The sequence below is a fragment of the Paenibacillus sp. Y930 genome (genome assembly GCF_056786375.1).
In genome coordinates, this window is the sequence record NZ_JBXCIX010000003.1 from 658104 (window position 1) to 681328 (window position 23225).

21 protein-coding genes are annotated in these 23225 nt (G+C 37.9%); 4 read left to right on the plus strand and 17 right to left on the minus strand.

The window, feature by feature from the left end:
• Positions 1-20: 20 nt before the first annotated feature.
• The 7 genes from AC1TO5_RS11830 to AC1TO5_RS11860 all read right to left on the minus strand — a co-directional run bounded on the left by AC1TO5_RS11830 (position 21) and on the right by AC1TO5_RS11860 (position 8987).
• Positions 21-2681: an ABC transporter permease gene (locus AC1TO5_RS11830; RefSeq protein WP_482063002.1), complete on the minus strand. Its 2661-nt coding sequence runs from the start codon at positions 2679-2681 to the stop codon at positions 21-23.
• Entirely contained in the window at positions 2678-3361 is a 684-nt protein-coding gene (locus AC1TO5_RS11835; protein WP_482063003.1) for an ABC transporter ATP-binding protein, read from the minus strand. The genes AC1TO5_RS11830 and AC1TO5_RS11835 overlap by 4 nt, the downstream gene beginning before the upstream one ends.
• A gap of 256 nt (positions 3362-3617) precedes the next feature.
• Complete coding sequence (locus tag AC1TO5_RS11840) at positions 3618-4646, minus strand: sensor histidine kinase (protein ID WP_482063004.1); 1029 nt, start codon at positions 4644-4646, stop codon at positions 3618-3620.
• A gap of 107 nt (positions 4647-4753) precedes the next feature.
• Entirely contained in the window at positions 4754-5443 is a 690-nt protein-coding gene (locus tag AC1TO5_RS11845; RefSeq protein WP_482063005.1) for a response regulator transcription factor, read from the minus strand.
• Positions 5444-6646: an ABC transporter permease gene (locus AC1TO5_RS11850; RefSeq protein WP_482063006.1), complete on the minus strand. Its 1203-nt coding sequence runs from the start codon at positions 6644-6646 to the stop codon at positions 5444-5446.
• 1 nt (position 6647) lies between these two features.
• Positions 6648-7859: an ABC transporter permease gene (locus AC1TO5_RS11855; RefSeq protein WP_482063007.1), complete on the minus strand. Its 1212-nt coding sequence runs from the start codon at positions 7857-7859 to the stop codon at positions 6648-6650.
• 162 nt (positions 7860-8021) lie between these two features.
• Positions 8022-8987, minus strand: a complete 966-nt coding sequence (locus AC1TO5_RS11860; protein WP_482063008.1) for an ABC transporter ATP-binding protein — start codon at positions 8985-8987, stop codon at positions 8022-8024.
• A gap of 119 nt (positions 8988-9106) precedes the next feature.
• Between AC1TO5_RS11860 and AC1TO5_RS11865 the strand changes: the two genes are divergently transcribed.
• Positions 9107-9859, plus strand: coding sequence for a MerR family transcriptional regulator (locus AC1TO5_RS11865; RefSeq protein WP_482063009.1), 753 nt, complete (start codon positions 9107-9109; stop codon positions 9857-9859).
• A gap of 162 nt (positions 9860-10021) precedes the next feature.
• On the opposite strand, the gene AC1TO5_RS11870 is transcribed toward AC1TO5_RS11865, so the two are convergent.
• From AC1TO5_RS11870 to AC1TO5_RS11890, 5 genes are all read right to left on the minus strand, one after another.
• On the minus strand, positions 10022-10675 hold the full coding sequence (locus AC1TO5_RS11870) for an SGNH/GDSL hydrolase family protein (protein ID WP_482063010.1): 654 nt from the start codon (positions 10673-10675) through the stop codon (positions 10022-10024).
• Between the two features lie 447 nt (positions 10676-11122).
• Entirely contained in the window at positions 11123-11347 is a 225-nt protein-coding gene (locus tag AC1TO5_RS11875; RefSeq protein WP_482063119.1) for an S-layer homology domain-containing protein, read from the minus strand.
• 10 nt (positions 11348-11357) lie between these two features.
• Positions 11358-11828 carry a GNAT family N-acetyltransferase gene (locus AC1TO5_RS11880; protein WP_482063011.1) on the minus strand — a complete coding sequence of 157 codons (471 nt, stop codon included), beginning with the start codon at positions 11826-11828 and terminating at the stop codon, positions 11358-11360.
• Between the two features lie 365 nt (positions 11829-12193).
• The gene (locus AC1TO5_RS11885; protein WP_482063012.1) at positions 12194-12631 is read right to left on the minus strand and encodes an Rrf2 family transcriptional regulator; all 438 of its coding nucleotides are present in this window, start codon (positions 12629-12631) and stop codon (positions 12194-12196) included.
• A gap of 48 nt (positions 12632-12679) precedes the next feature.
• Complete coding sequence (locus tag AC1TO5_RS11890; protein ID WP_482063013.1) at positions 12680-13381, minus strand: Crp/Fnr family transcriptional regulator; 702 nt, start codon at positions 13379-13381, stop codon at positions 12680-12682.
• Positions 13382-13516: 135 nt separating this feature from the next.
• Between AC1TO5_RS11890 and AC1TO5_RS11895 the strand changes: the two genes are divergently transcribed.
• The 3 genes from AC1TO5_RS11895 (at position 13517) to AC1TO5_RS11905 (ending at position 15808) form a co-directional block, all read left to right on the plus strand.
• Positions 13517-14677 (plus strand): MFS transporter, encoded by a 1161-nt coding sequence (locus tag AC1TO5_RS11895; protein ID WP_482063014.1) that lies wholly within the window; start codon positions 13517-13519, stop codon positions 14675-14677.
• A gap of 79 nt (positions 14678-14756) precedes the next feature.
• Positions 14757-15479: an AzlC family ABC transporter permease gene (locus tag AC1TO5_RS11900; protein ID WP_482063015.1), complete on the plus strand. Its 723-nt coding sequence runs from the start codon at positions 14757-14759 to the stop codon at positions 15477-15479.
• Positions 15476-15808: an AzlD domain-containing protein gene (locus AC1TO5_RS11905; protein WP_482063016.1), complete on the plus strand. Its 333-nt coding sequence runs from the start codon at positions 15476-15478 to the stop codon at positions 15806-15808. The genes AC1TO5_RS11900 and AC1TO5_RS11905 overlap by 4 nt, the downstream gene beginning before the upstream one ends.
• A 125-nt stretch (positions 15809-15933) precedes the next feature.
• On the opposite strand, the gene AC1TO5_RS11910 is transcribed toward AC1TO5_RS11905, so the two are convergent.
• The 5 genes from AC1TO5_RS11910 to pelF all read right to left on the minus strand — a co-directional run bounded on the left by AC1TO5_RS11910 (position 15934) and on the right by pelF (position 23217).
• A complete protein-coding gene (locus AC1TO5_RS11910; RefSeq protein ID WP_482063017.1) occupies positions 15934-16818 on the minus strand; it encodes an HAD family hydrolase in 885 nt (294 codons plus the stop codon).
• A gap of 462 nt (positions 16819-17280) precedes the next feature.
• Positions 17281-17949 carry a DUF4956 domain-containing protein gene (locus tag AC1TO5_RS11915; RefSeq protein ID WP_482063018.1) on the minus strand — a complete coding sequence of 223 codons (669 nt, stop codon included), beginning with the start codon at positions 17947-17949 and terminating at the stop codon, positions 17281-17283.
• Positions 17950-17985: 36 nt separating this feature from the next.
• Positions 17986-18696 carry a polyphosphate polymerase domain-containing protein gene (locus AC1TO5_RS11920; RefSeq protein ID WP_482063019.1) on the minus strand — a complete coding sequence of 237 codons (711 nt, stop codon included), beginning with the start codon at positions 18694-18696 and terminating at the stop codon, positions 17986-17988.
• Positions 18697-21804: an exopolysaccharide Pel transporter PelG gene (pelG, locus tag AC1TO5_RS11925; RefSeq protein WP_482063020.1), complete on the minus strand. Its 3108-nt coding sequence runs from the start codon at positions 21802-21804 to the stop codon at positions 18697-18699.
• Positions 21805-23217: a GT4 family glycosyltransferase PelF gene (gene pelF / locus AC1TO5_RS11930; protein WP_482063021.1), complete on the minus strand. Its 1413-nt coding sequence runs from the start codon at positions 23215-23217 to the stop codon at positions 21805-21807. It abuts the gene before it with no gap.
• Positions 23218-23225: the final 8 nt, after the last annotated feature.

Below are 23225 nucleotides of genomic sequence, written 5' to 3' on the forward strand. Positions count from 1 at the left end.
CACTTCTCTCTTTGTCGTTACTAAATATTTTCTTGTTTGAGCGCCTCAACAATGCTGCCCTTCTTCACCTTTGAGCCAGAATATATCATCGATACACTCACAATAATAAATACAGCGACAATAGCGATCACAATACTTGCCCATGGAAGCTGGAAGCTATATTCTATAACGTTACCCATACTTCTATAAATGAGAATCATTACGAGCAAGCTAAGCGGTAAGCCATATAGCAATGCTTTCATGCCGTAAAAGATACTCTCATAATTAATCATGCGGTAGAAGCCCTTCTTCGTCATCCCCATCGAACGAAGCATCGCAAATTCACGCTTACGCAATTGTATCCCCGTCGATATTGTATTCAATATATTAGCAATGGAAATCAACGTTATTAATGCGATAAATCCATAAGTGAATACACCGATTAGGACAAGCATTTGCTGTTCTGACTGTCTACTTTCATAAGCATTGCTAATATAAAGACCTTCTATATTATCCATTTCCGATATCTGCTTCTCTGTTTCTTTTGGATTGGAGCTACTTAAATACAGATCTTGACGAATATGAATTTCTTCTTGATCTCCGACTAATTGCTCCAAAACCTTCTGTGACACTAATAAAATCATCGATGAAGATCCACCTTGCCCCTTTGAAATACCCATCGGATACTCGGTAGTCACATCTGAAATATGAAGAGATGGTAATGCTACTTCTTCTACGTGATATTCATAGTCGCCGTTATCAAGCTCCTCTGGGATACTTAATTGCACAATCGGATCTAAAGTTGTTCCTTTACCGTTCAAAATAGGCAATTCACTTACCTTTTTCTCTAAATACTGAGAATAGAAGTTATTCACATTCAGCAATATCACATTGCGCTCAGATTCATGGAATAGTGCATCGACATCGATAGCATTATCCTGTGCATACTTCGTCAATGCTTCATCTGACATCGTATATAGATAGACGGAGTAGCGCATTTTTCCATCTTCAAGGTACTCAGGACTTTCTTCTACCATCTTGGATGCAGTTGGTGGAAGCTGTGATAACGGGATATTCGCTTCAACAAACAACGATTGTAAATAATTAAATGCTGTAACATCCTCTAACTGCGTCACTTTATCTATCGTATTAGTTAATTCGCCGTTATGACTTCCTAGTACAATATCATAATTAATGCCGTCATTAGTCATATCTAGTGATTGCTTCATCGTATTCGTAAAGAATGACACCGTTAGAAATAGCAATATACTAATAACTAGTGAAAATACAGTAATCTGGTATCTACGCTTATTGCGCTTCAAATTTTTAAGGGCGATTTCCGCTTCAATACCGAATAGTTTACGAACAAGCTTTGATGTTTTCACTTTTTTCTTCGATAGCTTAATATCCTGTGTCTGGCGAATGGCATCAATCGCAGATACTTTCGATGCACGCTTCGCTGGCCACCATGTAGATAGGAAGATTGTTAGTAATGATATCGCCACCGAGACAATAATCGTAAGTGGTGTAACCTTTACAAGCAACGTTTCGGATACGCCGAATAAATCTTGAATCATTGTATTAATCGACCAGAAGGTAATCGTAAGACCTAACAATCCACCTAAGAAACCAAGCGGAATACTAATAATACTTATGACAAACCCTTCAAAAAAGACCGAGTTCCGCTTCTGTCTCCGAGTTGCTCCAACACTCGCTAACATTCCAAGATAACGCGAGCGATCCGCTACAGAAATCCCGAACGCGTTATAAATTAGCGATACAGAACCGACGATAACAATCGCCATTATGATTGCCGTTAGCGTGTACATCGTTGCTGCAAATCCATTAATATTGCTAATAAAATCATATCTTAACAGCTCAAAATTAATGTTGTGTTCCAAATTCAATTTCTCTGCCAATGTCTTAGTGTTCATTGTAATACTATTATCAACTTTGTTAGCGATAACACTTACATTGACCTTCTCATCTGCTGCTAATAGACTTTGGTCAAGATAAGTAATGAACGTATAGCCTGGAGACCATGAGCTTTCCCATACCGGCTGCTCTATTATACCGACTACCGTATACGTAATAGTTTTATCAATTTCGAGATACTCATCTAGCGTATTACTGTCTGTCATAAAAGTAGGTGAGTATTCATCGAAGTTAGATCGTTGTTCCATAAAAGGTTGAGTACCCTCAATTAGATATCTTGTTCCAATCGATAGCTCGATTTCATCACCAGGAACAATTTTGGAACCTGTTACATCATTCAAATAATGCTGCGGTACCACAATTTCATGTTCATTTTGCGGAAGTCTACCCTCTACTACACTAATCGGAAATTTGCTTAATCCATTACTATCATAGGACTTTACAGTAATGTAAGGCTTATTGTACATTCCCTTAAGCCCCATATCCGCTAGGGAAGCAAAGCCCTTCATATGAGATAGCATTAACATCTTCGTTGATTCATCATTAGCAATAGCATCTATTTGTTCGGAATTAGCATTATAATACAGAGTATGCCATTCACCTGATTCAGCTATTACTTGGCGCTTCAATAAATCTTGAAAGGAAATACCTAGTGTCATAACTGCAGTAATCATCGCTACAGAAATAATAACGCCAATAATCGTAATAAGTGTACGACGTTTATTCTGCTTCATATGTCTTAATGTTAGCTTATTGACGATATTCACGGACGAATCACCTCGTCCTTAGCAAGCAAGCCATCTTCAATTGTAATGATGCGATCTGCTTGCAATGCAATACGCTCATCATGTGTAATCACAATCAATGTTTGCTTATATAGCTTATTGAATAGAATAAGCATATCCATAATTTCCTTACTATTCTTACTATCCAAATTACCAGTTGGCTCATCAGCAAGAATAATCGATGGATGGTTAATTAGCGCTCTACCAATCGACACGCGTTGCTGCTGACCGCCAGATAACTGATTCGGCAAATGATCAAGACGACCTTCAAGACTCAATGTGTTCACAATATCTTGAAGCTCTTTTTTATTCACTTTATGACCATCTAGTAATAACGGCAATGTTATATTTTCTTCAACGGTTAGTACAGGGATCAAGTTATAAAACTGATAGATTAGGCCGATCTGACGACGCCTGAAGACAGCAAGCTGTGTTTCATTCAGAGTGTACATATCCGTATTGTCTACGAATACTTTCCCTTTAGATGGATCATCGACGCCACCAAGCATATGTAATAACGTTGATTTGCCCGAGCCTGATGGTCCAATAATGGCAACAAACTCCCCTTTGTTAACCGAAAAGCTTACATTATTCAATGCGTGTACGGCTTGCTCGCCCTTACCGTATATTTTCGCTAAATTCTCAACTCTTAATATTTCCATTAATAATACCTCCGTAATATGGTTGTTAATTGTAGTATAGCTACGCCATATGACGGGTTAGTGACTCTTAAGTGACATTTCAGTCACTTAATTATTTATGATGACTATTATTCGATGTATTAATAATATCGAATCGTTATTATTAACGATGCTAATAGCTTACTTCATTTATTAAAGTCTGATTTTTTAACTTCTACTTCCAATAAAGGTTATAAAATCGGGCTTTCAGATGCGATGTCGAATCAGCTACGTTAGCCTATTCATCATTATCAAAGCCCGATTTTTTAACTTCTACTTTATACCATTTCAACGTAAATACTGTTCCTCCTTGACGACCATTACACACTTCGATGATCCCATTTTGAGCTTGCAAAATGCTATAAGATAGCGCTAACCCGATGCCAATACTAGATTCTCCGGAATGCTTCCCTTTATAAAAACGTTTGAAAAGATGAGGTAGATCTTCCTTGGCAACCCCGACACCGCTATCCGCTATACTCACTTCTGTATACAGACTTGTGTCGTTAATCGTTATATCAATGCGACCATGTGGTGGCGTATGCTCTACAGCATTTTTCAGTACATTAATTAGTGCCTCAGTTGTCCATTTGCGGTCCACATGAAAGATAGCCTCGAGATCACCTTGTAACTCTACTTGAAGTTCCTTCACCTCGAGCGGAATCGCAATAGGTTGCATCGACTGCTCGATCAATGAGCTTACCTTTACCTGCTCTCTGCTGAATGATATCGTCCCAGCATCAAGCTTAGATAGCTTCAGCAATGAAGTAATAAGCCAATCCATCCGTTCAAGCTGAAGTTGCAAACTCCTTAGAAACTCTTCGTGCTTTTCCCAAGGCAAAGTAGGCTGTTCCAGTAGATCAAGCATTACCTGCATCGAAGTTAGCGGTGTTTTCAACTGATGGGATATATCAGCAATCGCATCCGCCATTCTCATCTTATCCCGCTTAAGATATTCACTATTTTGCGAGAGTCGCTCTGTAACTTTGAATATTTCATTACGTAAAATACTTAGTTCACCTTCGCGATTGTCTCGAACATCAAGTCCATAGTTGCCATTACTAATATTACGTAAGTAGCAAGACAGTTTTTCAATTTCTTTGTATCTCCAACGTGTATAAACAACAAAAATAACTCCAACAATAATGACCGTCAGCGCCACCATTATGAAAGCTGCCCATGAAATTACGTAGGCAATAGCTAGCAAAATACAAGTTGCTACAATGGACGCTATAATAAACAACGAAAATTCCTTATTTCTAAACATAAACTCTCCTAAAACTTTTCATTTATGAGTTTTTTCACAAATGAAAAGTTACTTCGTAAGCATAATCTAAATCTTTTCATTGATGATGCTCTTACAATGATAAGTAGTTACTGCGGCAGCACGCATTTATACCCAAGCCCTCGAACGGTCATAATAAGCTGAGGATCTGCCGCATCCTCCTCTAACTTCTCTCGCAAACGTTTAATATATACGGTTAATGTATTATCATTCACAAAGTCGCCCGCTACATCCCATATTTTTTCAAGCAGCTGCGTCCGTGACAATATTTGATTCGGATGATTAGCAAAGATTAGCAGTAAGCGATATTCAAGCGCCGTAAGAATAAGCTCTTGATCTTTTTTATACACTTTTGCTTCTGCTGTATTGATCGTAATATGCTGTAGCGTAATAATATTGCGAGCTGGCGCCTGTACTTGATATCTGCGCATAACAGATTTCATCCGAGATAGTAGTTCACGCACGCGAAAGGGCTTCGTAATATAATCATCTGCTCCCATATCTAAGCCCATCACAATATTGACCTCTTCATCTATCGCAGATAGGAAAATAACAGGCGCATCATGTAAATTTTTCACTAGCTTGCATAATTCATAGCCTGACCCATCAGGTAGATTAAGATCGAAAATATATAGCTCTAGTTGCTGATACTGCTCCTCTATAGCTTGCTTAGCAGATGCAACATCATGGCATAGCACCACTTCATACTGCTCCTGCTCTAAAGAATATTGTAAGCCCGCTGCGATGGTTCGATCATCTTCTACAATCATTAATTTCATCTAAATTCGTTGCTCCTTTGTAAGCTGCCTAATGGCAATACTAAGCAATAAGACAGTTATTCCACCTAGTATCGCCCATGGCTGCCAACTCGTTGACCCGCTTGTCTGGTCTAACATAATGGACTCCAATCCTTGCATCATCCAATATTGGGGAATGAAGTTTGCAATATACTGCATGAATTGAGGAACAATCTCAACTGGCCAATAGACCCCGCCGAGCATACATGTACTCACTATAATAACAGAGTTCAATGCATCTGCTTGTTTCTTGGAATGGACCACTGTTGCCATCATCATACTATACGCAACAATAGTTAGAATAATGATGGACACGAAAGGCACTAACAATATTAGATTACCCCAGCTTGTTCCAAATACTGTCCACATGAAGATCATAATAATTGCGAATTGCAACCATCCAATCAACCAGAATGAAGTAATATAACCTCCTACAATGCTACGACGAGTAGCCGCTGTTGTCGTTAATCTATGCCAAGTATAATCTCTTCGTTCATTATGAATAATTGCTGCTGAGCCAGATAATGCAAACATCATAAACATAATCGAGAAGCCGATCGCAAGTGTCGCATTCATCGATAAGGAATCTTCCGCTGCAGCTTCGCTAGCGACATCTTCTCCACCACTTCCACTACTGCTATTTTGCGCGGCAACATATTGTCCAAAGCTGACTTCATTGAGCTGTACGATATGCTGACTATTCATCACCTTAATCACATCGATTAACGCTGTTTCATCAATAGGCTTCAGTTGCTCATATAAATTGTACACATTATTCGATGTACTACTTACAGCATTTGCTAGCGCGATATATTGCTCGGCCTTCTTATTAACAATAATATCAAAAGGGGATTTCCCGTCATGTAATCGATCAATCAAATCATCGGGAACAATAACTGCGGCAATGGCCTGCTGGTCCGCAACAAGCTCCCTCGCTTCCTCATCCTCAGCTACTATCCAATCATATTGCGGATTGCGAGTCAATAACTGTGCTGTCTCCTGCCCAAGTTCATGCTGAGCGACAACTATAGCTACTTTCGGCGCGGCTGTACTACCTTCACCAAAATTCAAATTTCCATAAATGAGACTGAAAACAAGTGGCATTATAAATAATAAGACAATGTTCGCTGGAGACTTTAACATATAACGGATACGAAATATAACAATATGTAGCCATGTATTCATGTTATGCGATGCCTCCTTTACGCGATAGGCGCACCCATGCTAATGCTAGTAAGAGCACCCCTACACCAGAAGCAATAAATGCCTCATTCATAATGGCTGTAACTCCCTCGCCTGTCATAATCTCTATAAACATTTGCAGCGCAAGTGCATTAGGAAGCACTTTGGATATAACGAGCATCCAGTCAGGGAACATATAGATGGGCACAAAACTACCACCAAGTGCAGATAAAATTTGTGTGCCAATCATCCCAATAGAACCAAATGACTCTTCATTTTTCATTAATGAGCCTACGAATACGCCTAGACCCGCAGTACTTAATGTGAAGCTTAACATCGTTAATAAAATAGCAGCAATCGAATCTCCCCAATTGACCCCATATAGCAATGATGTACCACCTACAATGAGACTGAGTTGGACAAAGCTAACGATTAATAAACCAACAAATTTACCAACAATATACTGTCCCACCAACAATTTCGTTGTCAATTGACGGGCATATACCGTATCACCCTTCTCCTCAATCATCGTTCCAACGAGTGTTACAACAGTCATCGTAAGAAACATGACCCCCATCGCTACCGCGTAATATTGGAAGGAGCTGATCGTCTTCTCTGTACCAGAAACGGTTACCTCATGAATGGGCTGAGCTAATGTTAACAGTTCCGTGTTCCCATCATACATTTCATTGTCGATCACTTCACCACTTTGAGCTAACTTCATGTAATGATTGGTTAATATAGCTATAGTTTCAGTGATTCCAGCGTTCACTTGTTGATATTGGATTAATGCACTCTCTATAATAGACGTTTGAATACTGCTATCCCCTGCAGAAATCAGCTCAACTTGCGGTGAATTATTGTTCGTCAGTTGATCACCAAATCCTTGAGGTATAAGTAGGGCAACACTAATTCGCTTACTTTCCATTGCCTGCTCAATCTGAGAACGCGATAGCTCTTCTATTGTCATAAATTTATTCAACTGGTTATGTAATACATCTTGAACGAATCGATTACTATGCTCAGAGCCATCCTCATTCACTACTCCGATATGAAACATTGCTACCGTTTTATCTTCATTACTTCCGAACATATTACTAAAAGCAGAACCTAATATTGCGATTAATATTAATGGCATAAGTAATAACGTAATAAGTGCTTTTTTATTGCGTATAAGCAGAAGTAAATCCTTCTGCACGATCCAAATACTTAGCAATTTAACTCCCCCTAAAACTTTTCATTTATGAAAAGTTACTTCGAAAGCATAAACTAAAACTTTTCATTAATTGCTTGATACAACTTCTTGCAAATGAAAAGTAACTACGAAAGCATAGACTAAAACTTTTCAATTATGAAAAGTTACTTCGAAAGCATAGACCTAATCGCGCAAACTACGTCCTGTTAGATGTAGAAATACATTTTCTAGATTAGGTTGAACCAGATCAATGGATATAACAGACAAGCCTTGCTCGGCTAGAAATGGTAGTATAGTAACGATAATGCGTTGCGCATCTGCGCTCATCGCAGTTAACTTCTGCTCTTGAACGGTGAAGCTTTCACCTGGACAAATATGTTGTAATGCCTGAATCAAAACATCTGTATGTGGAATCGGCTCTTGTAATGTAATCGTTAGCGATGTTTTATTCCCTACCACCTGCTGTAATTGTTCGATCGTGCCTTCAGCAATTAACTGTCCTTGATCCATAATACCAACGCGATGACATAGAAACTCTACTTCTTCCATGTAATGACTAGTGTAAATAATCGTCATGCCTTGCTCATTCAATACTTTAACCGTTTCTAATATATGATTGCGAGATTGAGGATCGATCCCGACAGTAGGCTCATCCATAATAAGAAGCTTGGGATTATGTAATATTGCTGCACCAATGTTAACTCTGCGCTTCATACCGCCAGAAAATGTACCTACTTTATCATTCGCACGATCAGTCAATCCAATAATAGCTAATACTTCTTGTACGCGCTGCTTCAAAAATTCGCCTTTCAATCCATACATTCTTCCCCAAAACATCAAGTTTTCCTTCGCTGTCATGGGCATATAAAGAGCAATTTCTTGTGGAACTACGCCAAGTAGCTGTTGGGCTTTCTTCGGTGAATCAATCATATTAATACCATCAACTATAATGCTACCTTGAACGGGCTTCAATAGCCCACTAATCATACTAATTGTCGTAGATTTCCCCGCACCATTAGGCCCTAGTAATCCGTAGGATTCGCCCTTTTCAATATGTAATGATAGATCTTTCACAACCTCTTGTTGTCCATAACTTTTATGGAGTTGGTCAATATGTAGCAACCCGATCACCTCTTCCAAATAATACATAATCTTATCATTAACTAGGTTAATATTCCATATATAAAATTCGACTATTTCATTAAATTCTGATTGACCCTCACGTTACGGTATGCTTTATAGTGAACTTATCGAAGGAGCTGAAGATCATGAATGTTAAAGAAGTTTCTCAATTAGTCGGTGTTAGCATACGCACTTTACATCATTATGACGAAATTGGTTTATTGAAGCCTGATCAGCTTACAGCGGCCGGTTATCGTCAGTACTCACCTCATAATTTACAGACGCTTCAGCATATATTGTTTTTCAAAGAGTTAGGGTTCAGCTTAAAGCATATTAAAGAGATGATTCAGAGATCTACCTTCGATACCTTTGATGCTTTGGAGCTACAACGTAAAAGCCTAATCGCCAAGCGTAGTCAATATGACAAAATGATTGCGACGATTGAGCACACCATTGCACATTTGAAAGGAGAGAAAACAATGTCAGCAAAAGAACAATTTGATGGATTACAATGGGATCATAACCCATACGAGCAAGAAGCAAGAGAGAGATGGGGCAATGAAGCTGTTGATCATAGCCAAAAGAAAATGAATGCATTCAGTACCGAGCAACAAACGGCTATCAGTGAGCAATGGGAACAACTATATCGACAGCTTGCAAGTAGAATCGGCACAGCTGTAGATAGTCCAGAGACGGAACAACTTACAGCGAAATGGTTCCACATGCTCAACAATAACTTTGGAACTTATAACTATGATGCCTTTATTGGATTAGGTCAAATGTATGTACTAGATGAACGCTTTAGCAACAACATCGATCGCTATGGAGCAGGATTAGCGCAATATATGTGTGATGCGATGGAGCACTGGGGTAAGAAGATGAAATTAGAGCAAATCTAATTATTATTACCTGCCACTTAGTTTTAGCATGAGTATTCTTTACAACACTGTGACAACAAATAAGCCTTCAGCGATATGTACAAACGTACAACGCCGAAGGCTTATTACTGGTCTTATCAATATTGTTCTATTGTGGATAAGTCTGCTGTTTGAACTACCGCTTTAGCGGTCCCAGACAAAGTCCACTTCTTTCAGAAATGCTTTTGCTAATAGTAGATGACCACCTGCACCTGGATGGACACGATCCCAAGCTAGCGTCGCTGGATATATATGCGCTAGCACTTTATTGAACGCCGCCTGCGTATCTACTACTGGAAGTGATAGCTCAGCACCGAGTGCCTTCACGACAGCACCATATTGATCCATCGTTGCACGCATCGCATCGTGCTCATTCGGCTCGATATAAAATGGTGTCATAAGTACAATGTTCGGCACGATTGACTGCGCTTCGCTAATTAGCTCGCGTAATGTTGCCTCGTACTCATCAATATAGACATGATAATCTGTAATATAAGGTGTGTCATATTGTCTCCATACATCGTTAATTCCAATCATAATCGACAGCCAATCTGGCCGTTGTTCAATAACATCCTCCTGCCAGCGTGCCTTCAGATCACGAACAGTATGTCCACTTGTCCCTTTGTTAACAACTCTTATACCTAGCTCTGGATATGTAGCTTGTAGCAGTCCATCGACAAATGATACATACCCTCGACCTAGCGCATGAAACAAGCCTTCACCTTCAGGCTTTGAACGATCACAATCTGTAATTGAATCACCAATAAATAATAGTTTCTGTCCACTTGCTAATTTCATAGCCTAATTCCTCCATATTAATGATGTTATTTATATATAATCTTACTATGAAATCTCTAGAGTTGTTAAGAAAATAATTAAACGCTTTCAATATCCACAGCAGTATAACTATTTTTCTCGGTTATGCACATGTGGATAATGTATTTATAGCTTATTAACAGGTTAATATGTGTGCAAGCTGTGGGTTACGGGGATAACAAAAGCCTGCTTTGTGCATATGTGATCTTCATCCACATATGTACAGCAGGCTTTTTATCATACCACGATTATTTCCAGCTTTCCAGCGGAAATTAAGTATTTCCAGGAGCCTTATTGTTACCGTTACTATTATTCTAGATTAGTGTCCAAAACAGCTTTTTCAGTTCCGTCATCCTGCTTCATCGACTTGTGATTGGTAGAGACTTCTTGAATATCTCGATATGCCCAGAAATCTGAAGGAACATCTAACTACACAGGTAAAGCTTCCTCATTGAACGGTCCACGTCCTAATAAGCGATTGACGATTGTTACAGCCTCGGCTCTTGTCAACGATTGGTTAGGGCGGAATGTTTGATCCAGATAACCGTTCATTACTTTCATGCTCGTGACTGTATGAATGTACTGTTCAGCCCGTGTAATCGGTCGATTCGGATCAGCTGGAGCGTCTGTCAGATCTTCGATTACTATAAAAATAGCTACCTCATTATAACGACTTTTTTTCCATAAACACCGTCATTTCATTCCGACTCACAACCTTAAACCCAAGCCTGTAGTATAAACGGATCGCCTGATTGTCATAACGTACACTCAAACGAATGGGAATATGGAATAATTCTGCTTCTTGACATACCTGCTCCAATATAGCTGTACCTATCCGTCGCCCTCGATAATTAGGCAATATCGCAATATCAACGATTGTTAACCCATCCTCGGTGAGCGCAGTCAGAAGCCTGCCAACTCTCTCATTCTCGTAAATAATCACCTTCCTTTCCAAGCTCGAATATTGTAATAAATAAGAACGACACTGAACGTCATACTGCATTCGCAAAAATGCAGCTTGTTCTTGACTTCCCCATCCCCATGCTTTCATTTCTTCCTCTCGAGTCGAGGCATAAACCCCATACATAAAAGGTTCATCCACTTCCATCGAATCGTATAGTATAAATTGAGTCATACGTTTTCCTCTCTAATGATTTTTATCCATTTAATGCTATTTAAAACATTTCGACATTAAGCACCTTTTTCCTTCATCTTTTATAACATAACTTATATAAATAATATAAAAAATGGTTATTAAACAGGGTTTCAAGTGAGATAAGATATCCTATGCAATAACGCTTCATTTATAACTTCCCTAAAAAATTAAACGCTTTCAATACTTTAGTAATATAACTGTTTAATTATGTTGTGCACATGTGGATAAGATTTTCACTGCTTATTAAGAGGTGATTATGTGAGTAAGCTGTGGGTTACGGGGATAACAAAAGCCCGCTTTGTGCATATGTGATATTCATCCACATATGTACAGCAGGCTTTTTATCATACCACGATTATTTCCAGCTTTCCAGCGGAAATGATGCATTGCGCATGTTGATCGTTCAGAATTAACTGATCGCCACCAACTTTATAAGTACCGCTGCGTTTTCCTTCTGGATCGAAGAGACCACCAGGGCTCAAGAATGTCCAGTTAATGCTTAAAGCTTTCAAGTCTTCTAGGTTGCGTCCTTGATTACTTGCAGTTGGATAGATTTCGTATAGTGTAATATCATTAACAGCCTTCGTTAAGGACATTCCCTTCGTTCCTCGACCTGAACGCAATAGTCCTGCCTTCTTAAGGGCGGATGTAATTCTCCTTATGACAACTGGGTTCGTATTGACACTACCAGCAATCCATTCAGATGTCAGTAATTCTTTTTGCTCCGTTAGAGCAATGAGAGTCATCACATGGATTGCGACAGACATACGATGATTGACCATTTGTCTCACCTCAATGTATTTATTATAGTTACATCATTACATCAGTAGCTATTGATATAGACTGCCATTACTTAATTTTTGTAAACCTGCCATATCGATAATAACAATACCATTATAATTCTTTTGAATTAACCCTTGCTCAACGAACTTCTTAATGACACGATTCAAATGCCGATAGCTAGTCCCTAATAATTCCGCAATTTCAGTTAGCTTTGTCGTCTCTAGTTCACCACGTTTGAATTTCAGATGTTCTGTATTTTGCGCAATAGAGATCAAATAACTTGCAAAGCGATTTTCAACTGAAGTAAGTACATTCACACTTGCCGATAAAGAAATGCTATTTAATTTATGAGCAACATGATCTAGTAAATATCTTAGAAATTGGGCATGCTTCATCTCATACTCTTGTAATGCTCGAAATGGAATCGCAATAACTGTCGATGAATTGATCGCTTCTGCAATCACCATTGCTTGTTCACCATTAATAAGCTCCATATCGCCAATTAATGAGATCGGCTGGCAAAAGCGCAGTAGCAATGTGCGACCATTAGGTAACGCTGTAGATATTTTTAATTTACCTTCCACTTGAATATATAAATGCTGAAGCTGCTCACCATTTTCGACTAACAACTCACCAGGCTGAAATTTCCGCAAGCTCATCTGTGCAAAAGTTGTTTCATGAAATAGCTGTATCATATTATTTTCAGCTAACCATTGCCTTATCAGTATCCGTTCCTCATCATGAGCCATCCATCATTCCTCCTTAATTGATAATCAAAAAGGGACATATGTCCTTTTGTCTATTAATATTATTCCCTATAATATACAAGGAACATGAGAACAACCTTAATTATAACAGCATGAGGAAAAGGAATGAGTAGTTAGATGAATATTAGAGTTATCGCATTAACGATTGCAGCTTTTGTTGTCGGATTAGTTGAGCTTATTATCGGAGGTATTCTTCCACAGATCGCTACAGATCTAGATGTTAGTATTTCCTCCGCTGGCTTACTTATTACAATATTTTCACTTGTATTTGCTATTGCAGGTCCGTTACTATTGAGCGCTACGTCCAAGATCGAGCGCAAAAAACTTTTATTAGTTTCCTTAGTGATTTTCTTTGTTGGTACGATCATTGCCTTTCTAGCGCCTAATTACTTCGTGCTACTTATCGCACGAATTATAAATGCCGCATCTGGCTCGTTAGTTATTGTACTCGCCTTAACTTTGTCGATTAAAGTTGTACCTAAGCACTATCAAGCTAGAGCGATTGGGTTTGTATCGATGGGAATTAGTTCATCGATCGTGATCGGTATTCCTGTTGGAGTATTAATTAGTGATTTCTGGACCTGGCGTATCATCTTTCTTATCGCTTCTATTCTAACCGTCATTGCTTTCTTCATTATTGTCTTATTTATCGATAAAGTACCTGGTGGTAAAGTTATTACGATCCGTGAACAATTTCATGCCATTAAACAAATCAAAATCGCTTCAGCACATCTGATGATGATGTTCGCAATTGGTGCACACTATTTGTTCTATGCTTACTTAACTCCTTACGTTCAGCAATATTATGGATTAAATGCAAGTCAAGTCAGTATGATCTACTTCGCATTTGGATTCTCTGCTATTGCTGGAGGATTTTTGGGTGGTGCACTATCTGATAAGATCAATCCGCGGCGGGCTGTTGTGACGATTGTTACGATATTCCTAATAACGCTACTATTCATCTCATTGACACGTGATAGCTTTTATCTCTTTATTCCATTACTTATTGTATGGGGAATTATGTCGTGGGCAGTATCGCCACCACAACAAGCCTACCTTATTCAAACTAGTCCGCAAACTGGAGATATTCAACAAAGCATTCACAACTCCGCACTTCAATTCGGAATTGCTGGAGGCTCAGCGCTAGGTGGTTTTCTAATTGATCGAACAGGTGATGTAACGGCGAACAGTTGGGCTGCATGTATCGTAATGGCAATTGCACTGGGATTAGCTATTTTCTCAACAACAAGACCAGTTACAGCAACCAGCAAAGCATAGACAACAGCGTCACCATTCCCTTACAATATAACAACTTAGTACTATTTGAACTACCTCTATAAAGGAATGCGAACAAGCTATGATGAATGAAACTATACTACCTACGCCTTCCCAGCAACAGTTATTTTGGCAAGGCGTTAAAGATTGCGTACCTACTTTACTTGGTTACATCGGAATTGGCGCAGCTTTCGGTATTGTCGGTTCGGCATCGAATCTTTCGTTGCTTGAAATCGCCTTACTTTCCGTGTTCGTATATGCGGGTTCAGCACAATTTATTATTTGCGCGTTGTTAGTTACAGGAACACCGATATCCGTTATTATTTTCACAACTTTTATTGTCAACTTGCGACATTTCTTAATGGGACTAACGATTGCACCAGCCTTCAAAACGGATTCTACCTTGCGCAATATTGGAATCGCTACATTGTTAACAGATGAAACATTCGGTGTTGCTTCAACAAAGTTAATGGGACAGCAACAGCTACAAGCAAGCTGGATGAACGGACTTAATCTAACTGCTTATTTATGTTGGATCATCTCTAGCGTGGTCGGAGCAAGCTTAGGACGGTGGATCGCCGATCCAGAAATGCTAGGGTTAGATTTTGCATTAACGGCAATGTTCGTAGCATTACTTATATTACAGCTGCAGCAGCTTGCACCCGCTAAGCTGAAACCTATGCTACTTATTGTAGGCTATACGATTTTATTTATGTTTGTATTGATGCTCTTCCTGCCATCACATCTTGCCGTTATTTTTGCTACGATATTAGCAGCAACAATTGGAGTGTGGAGCGAGCGATGAGTACAACGACAGCATTTATAGCGATTATTATCGGTTGTGGACTAGTAACTTGGATACCACGGATCATACCGTTTATTTTGGTTAAAAAGATTGAGTTGCCTGAAGTGTTCATGCGATGGTTAAGTTATATTCCGATATGTATATTAACTGCATTAATTGTAGAGCATATATGGATTATAGATGGGAAGGGGTTCGCGGCGATTTCAGTTGATCTCCCCTTCATATATGCTTTAATTCCAACAATAATTGCAGCAATATGGAGTAGAAGCCTGTCGTTAACTGTACTGGTCGGTGTTATTGCGATGGCCTTGATACGTTACTTTACTTAGATGTTTCGCAGCATTAACAACAATTCTCATCATCAGTAAGGTTTAGTTTATATGTATAACAAAAGGAGCTGCACTAGGTCATTTTACGATGACTTGGGGCAGCTCCTCTTATTTCATATAACGACTTATACATTTTGTTTGCGTTCAGCGAGCATTTCATAGATCGCATGGGCAACGCCTGACTCTGTATTATGCTTGGTTGTGTATGTTACTTGCTTACGAATATGTTCCACTGCATTAGCCATAGCTACGCCTCGTCCTACAGATGTGAGCATCGTAAGATCATTATAGCTATCTCCCATTGCCATAATCTCAGATGCATCAATGCCTTTACTTTGCGCATACTCAAGTAAAGCGTAGCCTTTATGACCATTCAAATTGTTCACTTCCAAATTCTCATGACCGGAGCTTGTAATCGCTAGTCCATCTAATTGACGTAATCTTACATTGGCTTTGGCAAGTCGATCCTCATCCGTCGTTAATGAAAATATTTTCAAAATAACAATATCATCGTCAGCTAGTATCGGTTCGAATGAATCTACAAATTGACAGTTTTCACTGCGAACCCGTTCTTTGAACATCTTATCCACAATCAGTTCACGCTCTGCTTCAGATAGATCAGGTAATTCACGTAACGCAATATGACGAGATATGGCTCTACAACGCTCTTCACTAAGACTGAATGCACCTTGATTAGTCATAAGCTCAAAATACATATCTTCTTCCAATAATATATTATGGACAATACGTACTTGTTCCTTAGTTAATGGCTGACTAGCTACTAGTTTACCTTCTATATCATGAGTTTCTGCTCCATTTAAGCTAATAACTGGACAAGCAATTCCCGCTTCTTCGAGAATAGGTATTACATTTGTGTAAGGTCTCCCTGTTGCTATAATGAATTCAATACCTTCTTGCTGTGCCTCTAAAATAGCTTGCTTATTGTCCTCGCTGATGCGCCACTGCTGATTCAACAATGTACCATCCATGTCCGATGCTATTAATCTCATAATGCTCCCCCATTCGTTGTTGTCATTAATCTAACTCATTGCTTACTTATAGGCCATTATATACGATATTAGCAAGAGATTGGTCATCTCTATGTAAATTAGTATCAGTGAACTACTTCATCACCGTCTTCGTGCAACAAAAAAACCGTTCTATGCAGCTGAATCACAGTGCACAAAACGGTTGATATCTTTCCAAGTTCGCTTCAGATGCGATGTCGAATATACTACAAAGTCAATCATCTTTATCAAAGTCTATTTTTTCAACTTCCACTTTCCAATCAAGGTTGAAAAATTGGGCTTTCAGAATCGAGCAGGTGAAGCGTTACTTGAGAAAGGCGGAAGCGCAAGTGTACATGATTACGTACACGCGAACCGTACTTTCCAAGTTCGCTTCAGATGCGATGTCGAATATACTACAAAGTCAATCATCGTTATCAAAGTCCAATTTTTCAACTTCCACACTTATTGAGCGTAGTCACCAGTATAATTCACTAACGAAGCATCTGATACCCCTTCAAGCTCCGCAATCGTTTGGAGAAATGAAGTGTTATCATCTTTTAATTTAATCTCATAAGTAACCTCTGTATAGCCTTTACGTACCGTTTTAGACTTCAGTTTGCCACTTAGCTTTCTCAATTCTATACGTAATTCGGAAGTTGCCGTGTCAGAATGACGGATAATCAATAGGTATGCTTCCTCGCGAATTTTCTTTTTACTTAACCAATAAATAACAAGACCAATAATTAATGATCCGCCAATCGCTAGCGGATAAATTTTGGCGCCGACAGCAATTCCGACAGAGATGGACCAGAACATGTAGACGATATCAAGTGGATCCTTCACCGCAGTACGGAAACGTACAATACTTAGTGCGCCAACCATACCTAATGATAATACGATATTCGTGCTAATCGTCATAATAATGAGTGCAGTAATCATTGTCATAAGTACGAACGATACATTGTAATTGTAGCTATACACGACACCACGAAAAGATTTGCGATATATGGAATAAATAAACATTCCTATTAGAAATGAAAGCAATAATCCTAATACCATATCGAAATAGGATACTGAACGGAAGTTCTCTAGTGTAATTACACTTTGTTTAATAATATCATTGAAATTCATTTTTTTCCTCCGACTCTCATGCGTAATGGAATATACTTATTGCGTATAGTGCTGCAATATTTTTTCTCTACAAAGAACATATTTTGAAATACTAGAACGAACATGACTTGCTGGAGCAATGATTTGTTTCACACGCTCAGGAAGTATTTCATCATACTTTACTTCCATTATCGTAGATGAAGTAGTAACCACTTCGTCTAAAGCTAACTGCGGATCAAATAAGTCAATCGTGTTCACACCTGCAGCTAATCTTTTATCAAAAGTAATCCTTACATTTCCATATTCATAAATATAAGCTTCCCGCCAATAATCTACGATCGACATCGGTTTATAACCATACGTGTTTATTGCAACGTAAAAGTCCATCATAAGTGGTTCATTGGATTGCTTAAGAAACTCATATTCTCCACGCATCATTTGATCATATTCTGCTCTACTAATTTGTTTGGATTCTTTGCAAACATATTCCCCTAATTTCGTTTTTCGCTCTAAAGCGATAAATTGATCCGAATCGTTATAAATACGTATCCGAAACTTTTCCCGCTTGAATATCCCATCATTTTTGCGTTCTAATGACGTGTTTTTCGGGTCATCAAAATACAAGCTTCGGATATTATAACCATCATGGTCAATAGAGTGTGAATCTAGTGAAAGCGTCGTTGCTAGCTTACTTCTTAGCGAGATATAATCATGCAAATGTAAATAATATTTCTGCTCTGTGCGTAACCTTTTCCCTCTAAATAACAACTAATTCACCTCAAATGCTCTTATACCGTAGAAGAGCTCTTCCTGAGAGTCAATATAGATTTCAAATGAATCTTGTTTGTTGCCATGTTCATCTTCAACGACAACACTCCAGAAATAAGTACCTTTTGCTAAGCCATTCCATTCGTATTGAATTTCTTTGATCCCCGTCTTCTCATGCACTATATTTTCCATATATTTATCTGTCGCTATGGTAAGTGTGTAAAGTAATTTATCATCCTGTAGATCAAATGATACACCCCAATCGAAGTGTAATGTTTGTCCATCCTGAATAACATCATTCATATAAAACGGTTTAGGTTTCTCTAAATCATCTAAGAACCTTTCCATTCCTCTTTCAGGAGTAGCAAGAATTGTAGCTAGTTCATTTTCAAAATTAGAATTTTGTTCCGGCAGGAATTTCATATCAGGCATACGATATAAGAATGGTTCTACAACATCTCGATATTTATCAAGCTGAGTCTGAATCGTATCTTTATTAATATATTGTGATAATTCATCCATTTTATTTTTCAATAAATCAATATTAGCTTCATCTCTGAAGTAGCGATTATGAAGAATTACACCCCAATAATTACTAAGTCCTGATTGGTATGGTCTAATGAAATTAAGATTACGCTGTAGCTCCCAGCCTCCATCATAGTCCCACGGTAAGAAGTACCATTTATCAATGTTTAATGGAGAATACAAAAAGAAGTTGTTAGCATCAGTATCCATATTATCCATCATAATATTCATAGCGGTCCAAGTTAGGAAATTATCCAAATCAAAATATTTATCTATCGTTTCCTCAATTGGAATACTATAATTATTCACTGCTTCCAACATTTCAATTAATCTGGAATGGTCTTCTCTACCTTTAATCTCAAAGATCTCTTCAAATTTGGCTACACTGTAGTTTGCATCCGTTACTTCTTTAATCTGTTCAGCATAACGATTGAACTCGAAGAACTTAACTTTATATAAGTTACCGTTAGGGTCCAATAGATGAGACTTCAAAAATTGCTTGTTAGGCTGTTCAACATTTGTATACAAACCGTAATCTTCATACGTTGCATTTGTTTGTCCATTGGACAAATCTTTAACATACACTTGTACGAATTGCGTTCTTAAACTCGTCATATTCGGTATTTTTTCCATCAAGTCAAAGGCTAGCTTATTCCGCAATCTGGATAAATCATCGATATGTTTATTAAGATTAAGTCGCTCTTGGTCCATATACTGACCGGCTTCAGCAAATAATTCAACTTTATATGATTTTTGAACCCGATCCCATGCAGAGTTCCCTCTTACACCAATCGATGCGTTTGCTACAGAAGCACCATAGCCAAACATACCTGCTTTAGGTCCTAGACCATCACTTAATCCCTCTTGAACAATAACATCTAACTCTCTACCCGTTGTTTTATCTTGTTGACGATTAAGGGCATACCAATCAAATTCTCCATCACGCTCTCTGTAAGGCAATACCGTAATATATAACGTCTTAAGCGATCCATCGTCATCTCGTTCATAGATTCTTTTGTCTTCAACTAAAGTGGTATCGATCTCTTGAGGTATCGTAGCTAAGTTGGCTGTACTTTGTACCTGTACATCAACCGCTTCAATTTCCAAATAGCTACATCCCGTTAGTACTACAATGAAAATCATAAGACTAGATAATAGAATCCCTGACTTATGCTTAATGGAACTACTTGATTTCGTTTCAACAGTATTTATAGGCTGCGAACAAAATGTAAAGTAATCAACATTTCGCAAGACATGTAGTAATCTAGAAATAACAATGATGATGGAAATAAAGGAAGCTATGAAGATCCCAAGGCCATCATATCCTACACTCATCATGACATACGTACAAACAATATTTAGTATAAAGAATATAAGTCCCGTCCAAAATACACCCTTTTGATCATCAAAGTACATGAGTACATGAATAAATACGAATAACATAATAAATAAGAAATATGCTAGTGCTAAAATAATAAATAGATCTAATTGCTCCATTGTAAACCCAATAGCCGGTAAAAACTTAATACCTAAACCAATAGATACTATAGTAAACAACAGTTGAATTTCCATTAGAAAACTAATCTCTCTCGTTAATGTTTTTTGCATTTGTTTCTTTGCTACTGCAATATCTTGAATAGTACCACCAGATAGTACATTTAAATAGTAGACTTTAAACTTCTCATAGAAAGAAGTCTCAACCGATACGACAAAAGTTACTAGTGTTGGCATTACAGATAAAAATGCATAGAAGACCGGGACATCATAGAACATATATACTCTAAATTGTTCTCCGATTACTGCACCATGATCACTTAGCCAATATACAAAGTTATGCAAATATACTCCTGAATATACGAAACATCCTGCGAAAAATAGTGAGGGATGTTTTTTGAGATAAGTTAAAAATTCAAAGTATGATTTTATATCTGCATTGGGAAATTTTTGTTGGAAGTGAAGGCCCGATAATATTGCAATAACTAAGAAACCTACATCTAACCCAATTAAAGCTCCTACTACTGTAGATATATTAAAAAAGTACATGACTAACCATCCGACAATTAACGCAAGTACCGCACCAATAATAAATCCTCGTGCAATACGAATATAATCTTTTAATGCTGACAAATAGACACCCTGTATCCATATAATAACTAACAGCATAAAGAAGAAATAAGCAGCTACTTTATACGAAAACTCAGCACTTACACCACTTAAAAATGTAGCAGCTACTACGGAACATACTGGGATCATAATCATCAATGAACCATAATAGGATGACATTAATTTTGAATATTGGCGTTGATATAACATATCTGCAATATATCTAGTTAACACCATTGACATCCCTGAAGTAACTACAATGGAAAATATAAAGCAATAAGAAACAGTTGCAATATATAACTCCCATTCTAAATAACTACTCCCGTTATAGGACATCACCCTTTGTAGACCAATAATGAGTAACATACATAATATCATTGGACCTACTGTTGTGAGTGAGGAATATGCGTACGCCTTAACATTGTTTATTAACCCTTCTTTATGAAAGAGTTTGCGCAGCTCGAACCCGATCCCTGCCATTCAAATCCCCCCCAAATCGAAGTATAATCTACGATAATTTAAGATTACCTCTTCTTGTCTATAATGCAATTGAACACGTTTAAGTGCATTTTGTCCCATCTCAGTTCTTAATTTCACATTCATACACAATTTAATCGCTGCCTGAGCAAGTAGTTCATAGTGCATAACTGGTGTAACAATGCCTGCCGGTCCAATTCCATCATCAAGCCCCTCTAGTAATTCTTTGCAACTACCAACATTAGTTGCTACAAAAGGTTTTCCTGCAGCCATACCTTCCAATATAGCTAGTGGCTGTCCTTCACTAATACTAGTCAGCATAAGAACATCCATTTTTCCGATATATTCCTTAACGTTAACTGCCCCTGTAAATTTTATATCCTTAACTTTTAATGCTTTAACTAATTGTAGACATTCCCAGTAGTATTCTTCATCCTCTTCATAGGAACCCATAATGAAAAATACCGCATTAGGTACTTCTTCTTTAATTAATGTAAAACTTTGTATCATCGTCTTAATATCTTTAATCGGTACAACGCGTATAATTGCTCCAATGTATACTTGATTGCTCGGCTTAGTCTGATTTAGTCCCACATAATTTTTAATATCTACACCATTAGGGATAATTTCTATCTTATTTTCATCGCAACCCAGTTCAATCTCAATCTCTTTATTGCGTCCAAATAAAGTAGTTACCCAATTTGCATTCTCATAGGCACATGTAGATAGACGATAGAAATATTGAATCCACATATCTTTGAAATACCCTTTAACCCAGTCCGCTTTAATAATTTCCTCTTCACGCTCACGGGAATAGATTCCATGTTCGGTTAAGAGGAATGGCTTATTATTAATATGTTTGGCAACTGCTCCGACAATTCCGGCATACCCTGTTGATACACTATGATATAAATCTGCTTCAGGTAATTCATCTCGAATGGTCAAGAACAACGGTAAGATCATCGAACGAACAGTCCAAAACATCTCCGTAAACGGTACCAATGGATATCTTTCATGACACAATTTTTCTAATATATCGAAAAAGTCTTTACTTGCTAAAAAATCTGATACTTGATTGAATTGCCGATTTCTTAATAAGGTAAATAAATTATCCCACTCAATATCACCATGATCACCGAGTAGTTTCATGAAATTTTGTCTTTGCTGATCCGTTAATTTAAATCTTTTTCCCCAATCTCCCTTTTCCGTTAAGTAAGTATCGAGAAATGTTTCTTTTATCTCTACAACGTTGTCTGGAAGTTTGTATTTGAATATCCCTTTTTGACTCGTTTGAGCGGCAATCGAATAAATAACAAATTCGTGTTCTGACATCTGCGTTATGATTTCATGAATCCAGCTTGATACTCCGCCCGTTACATAAGGATATGAACCTTCTGCAATTATACAAATCCTCATAAATACAC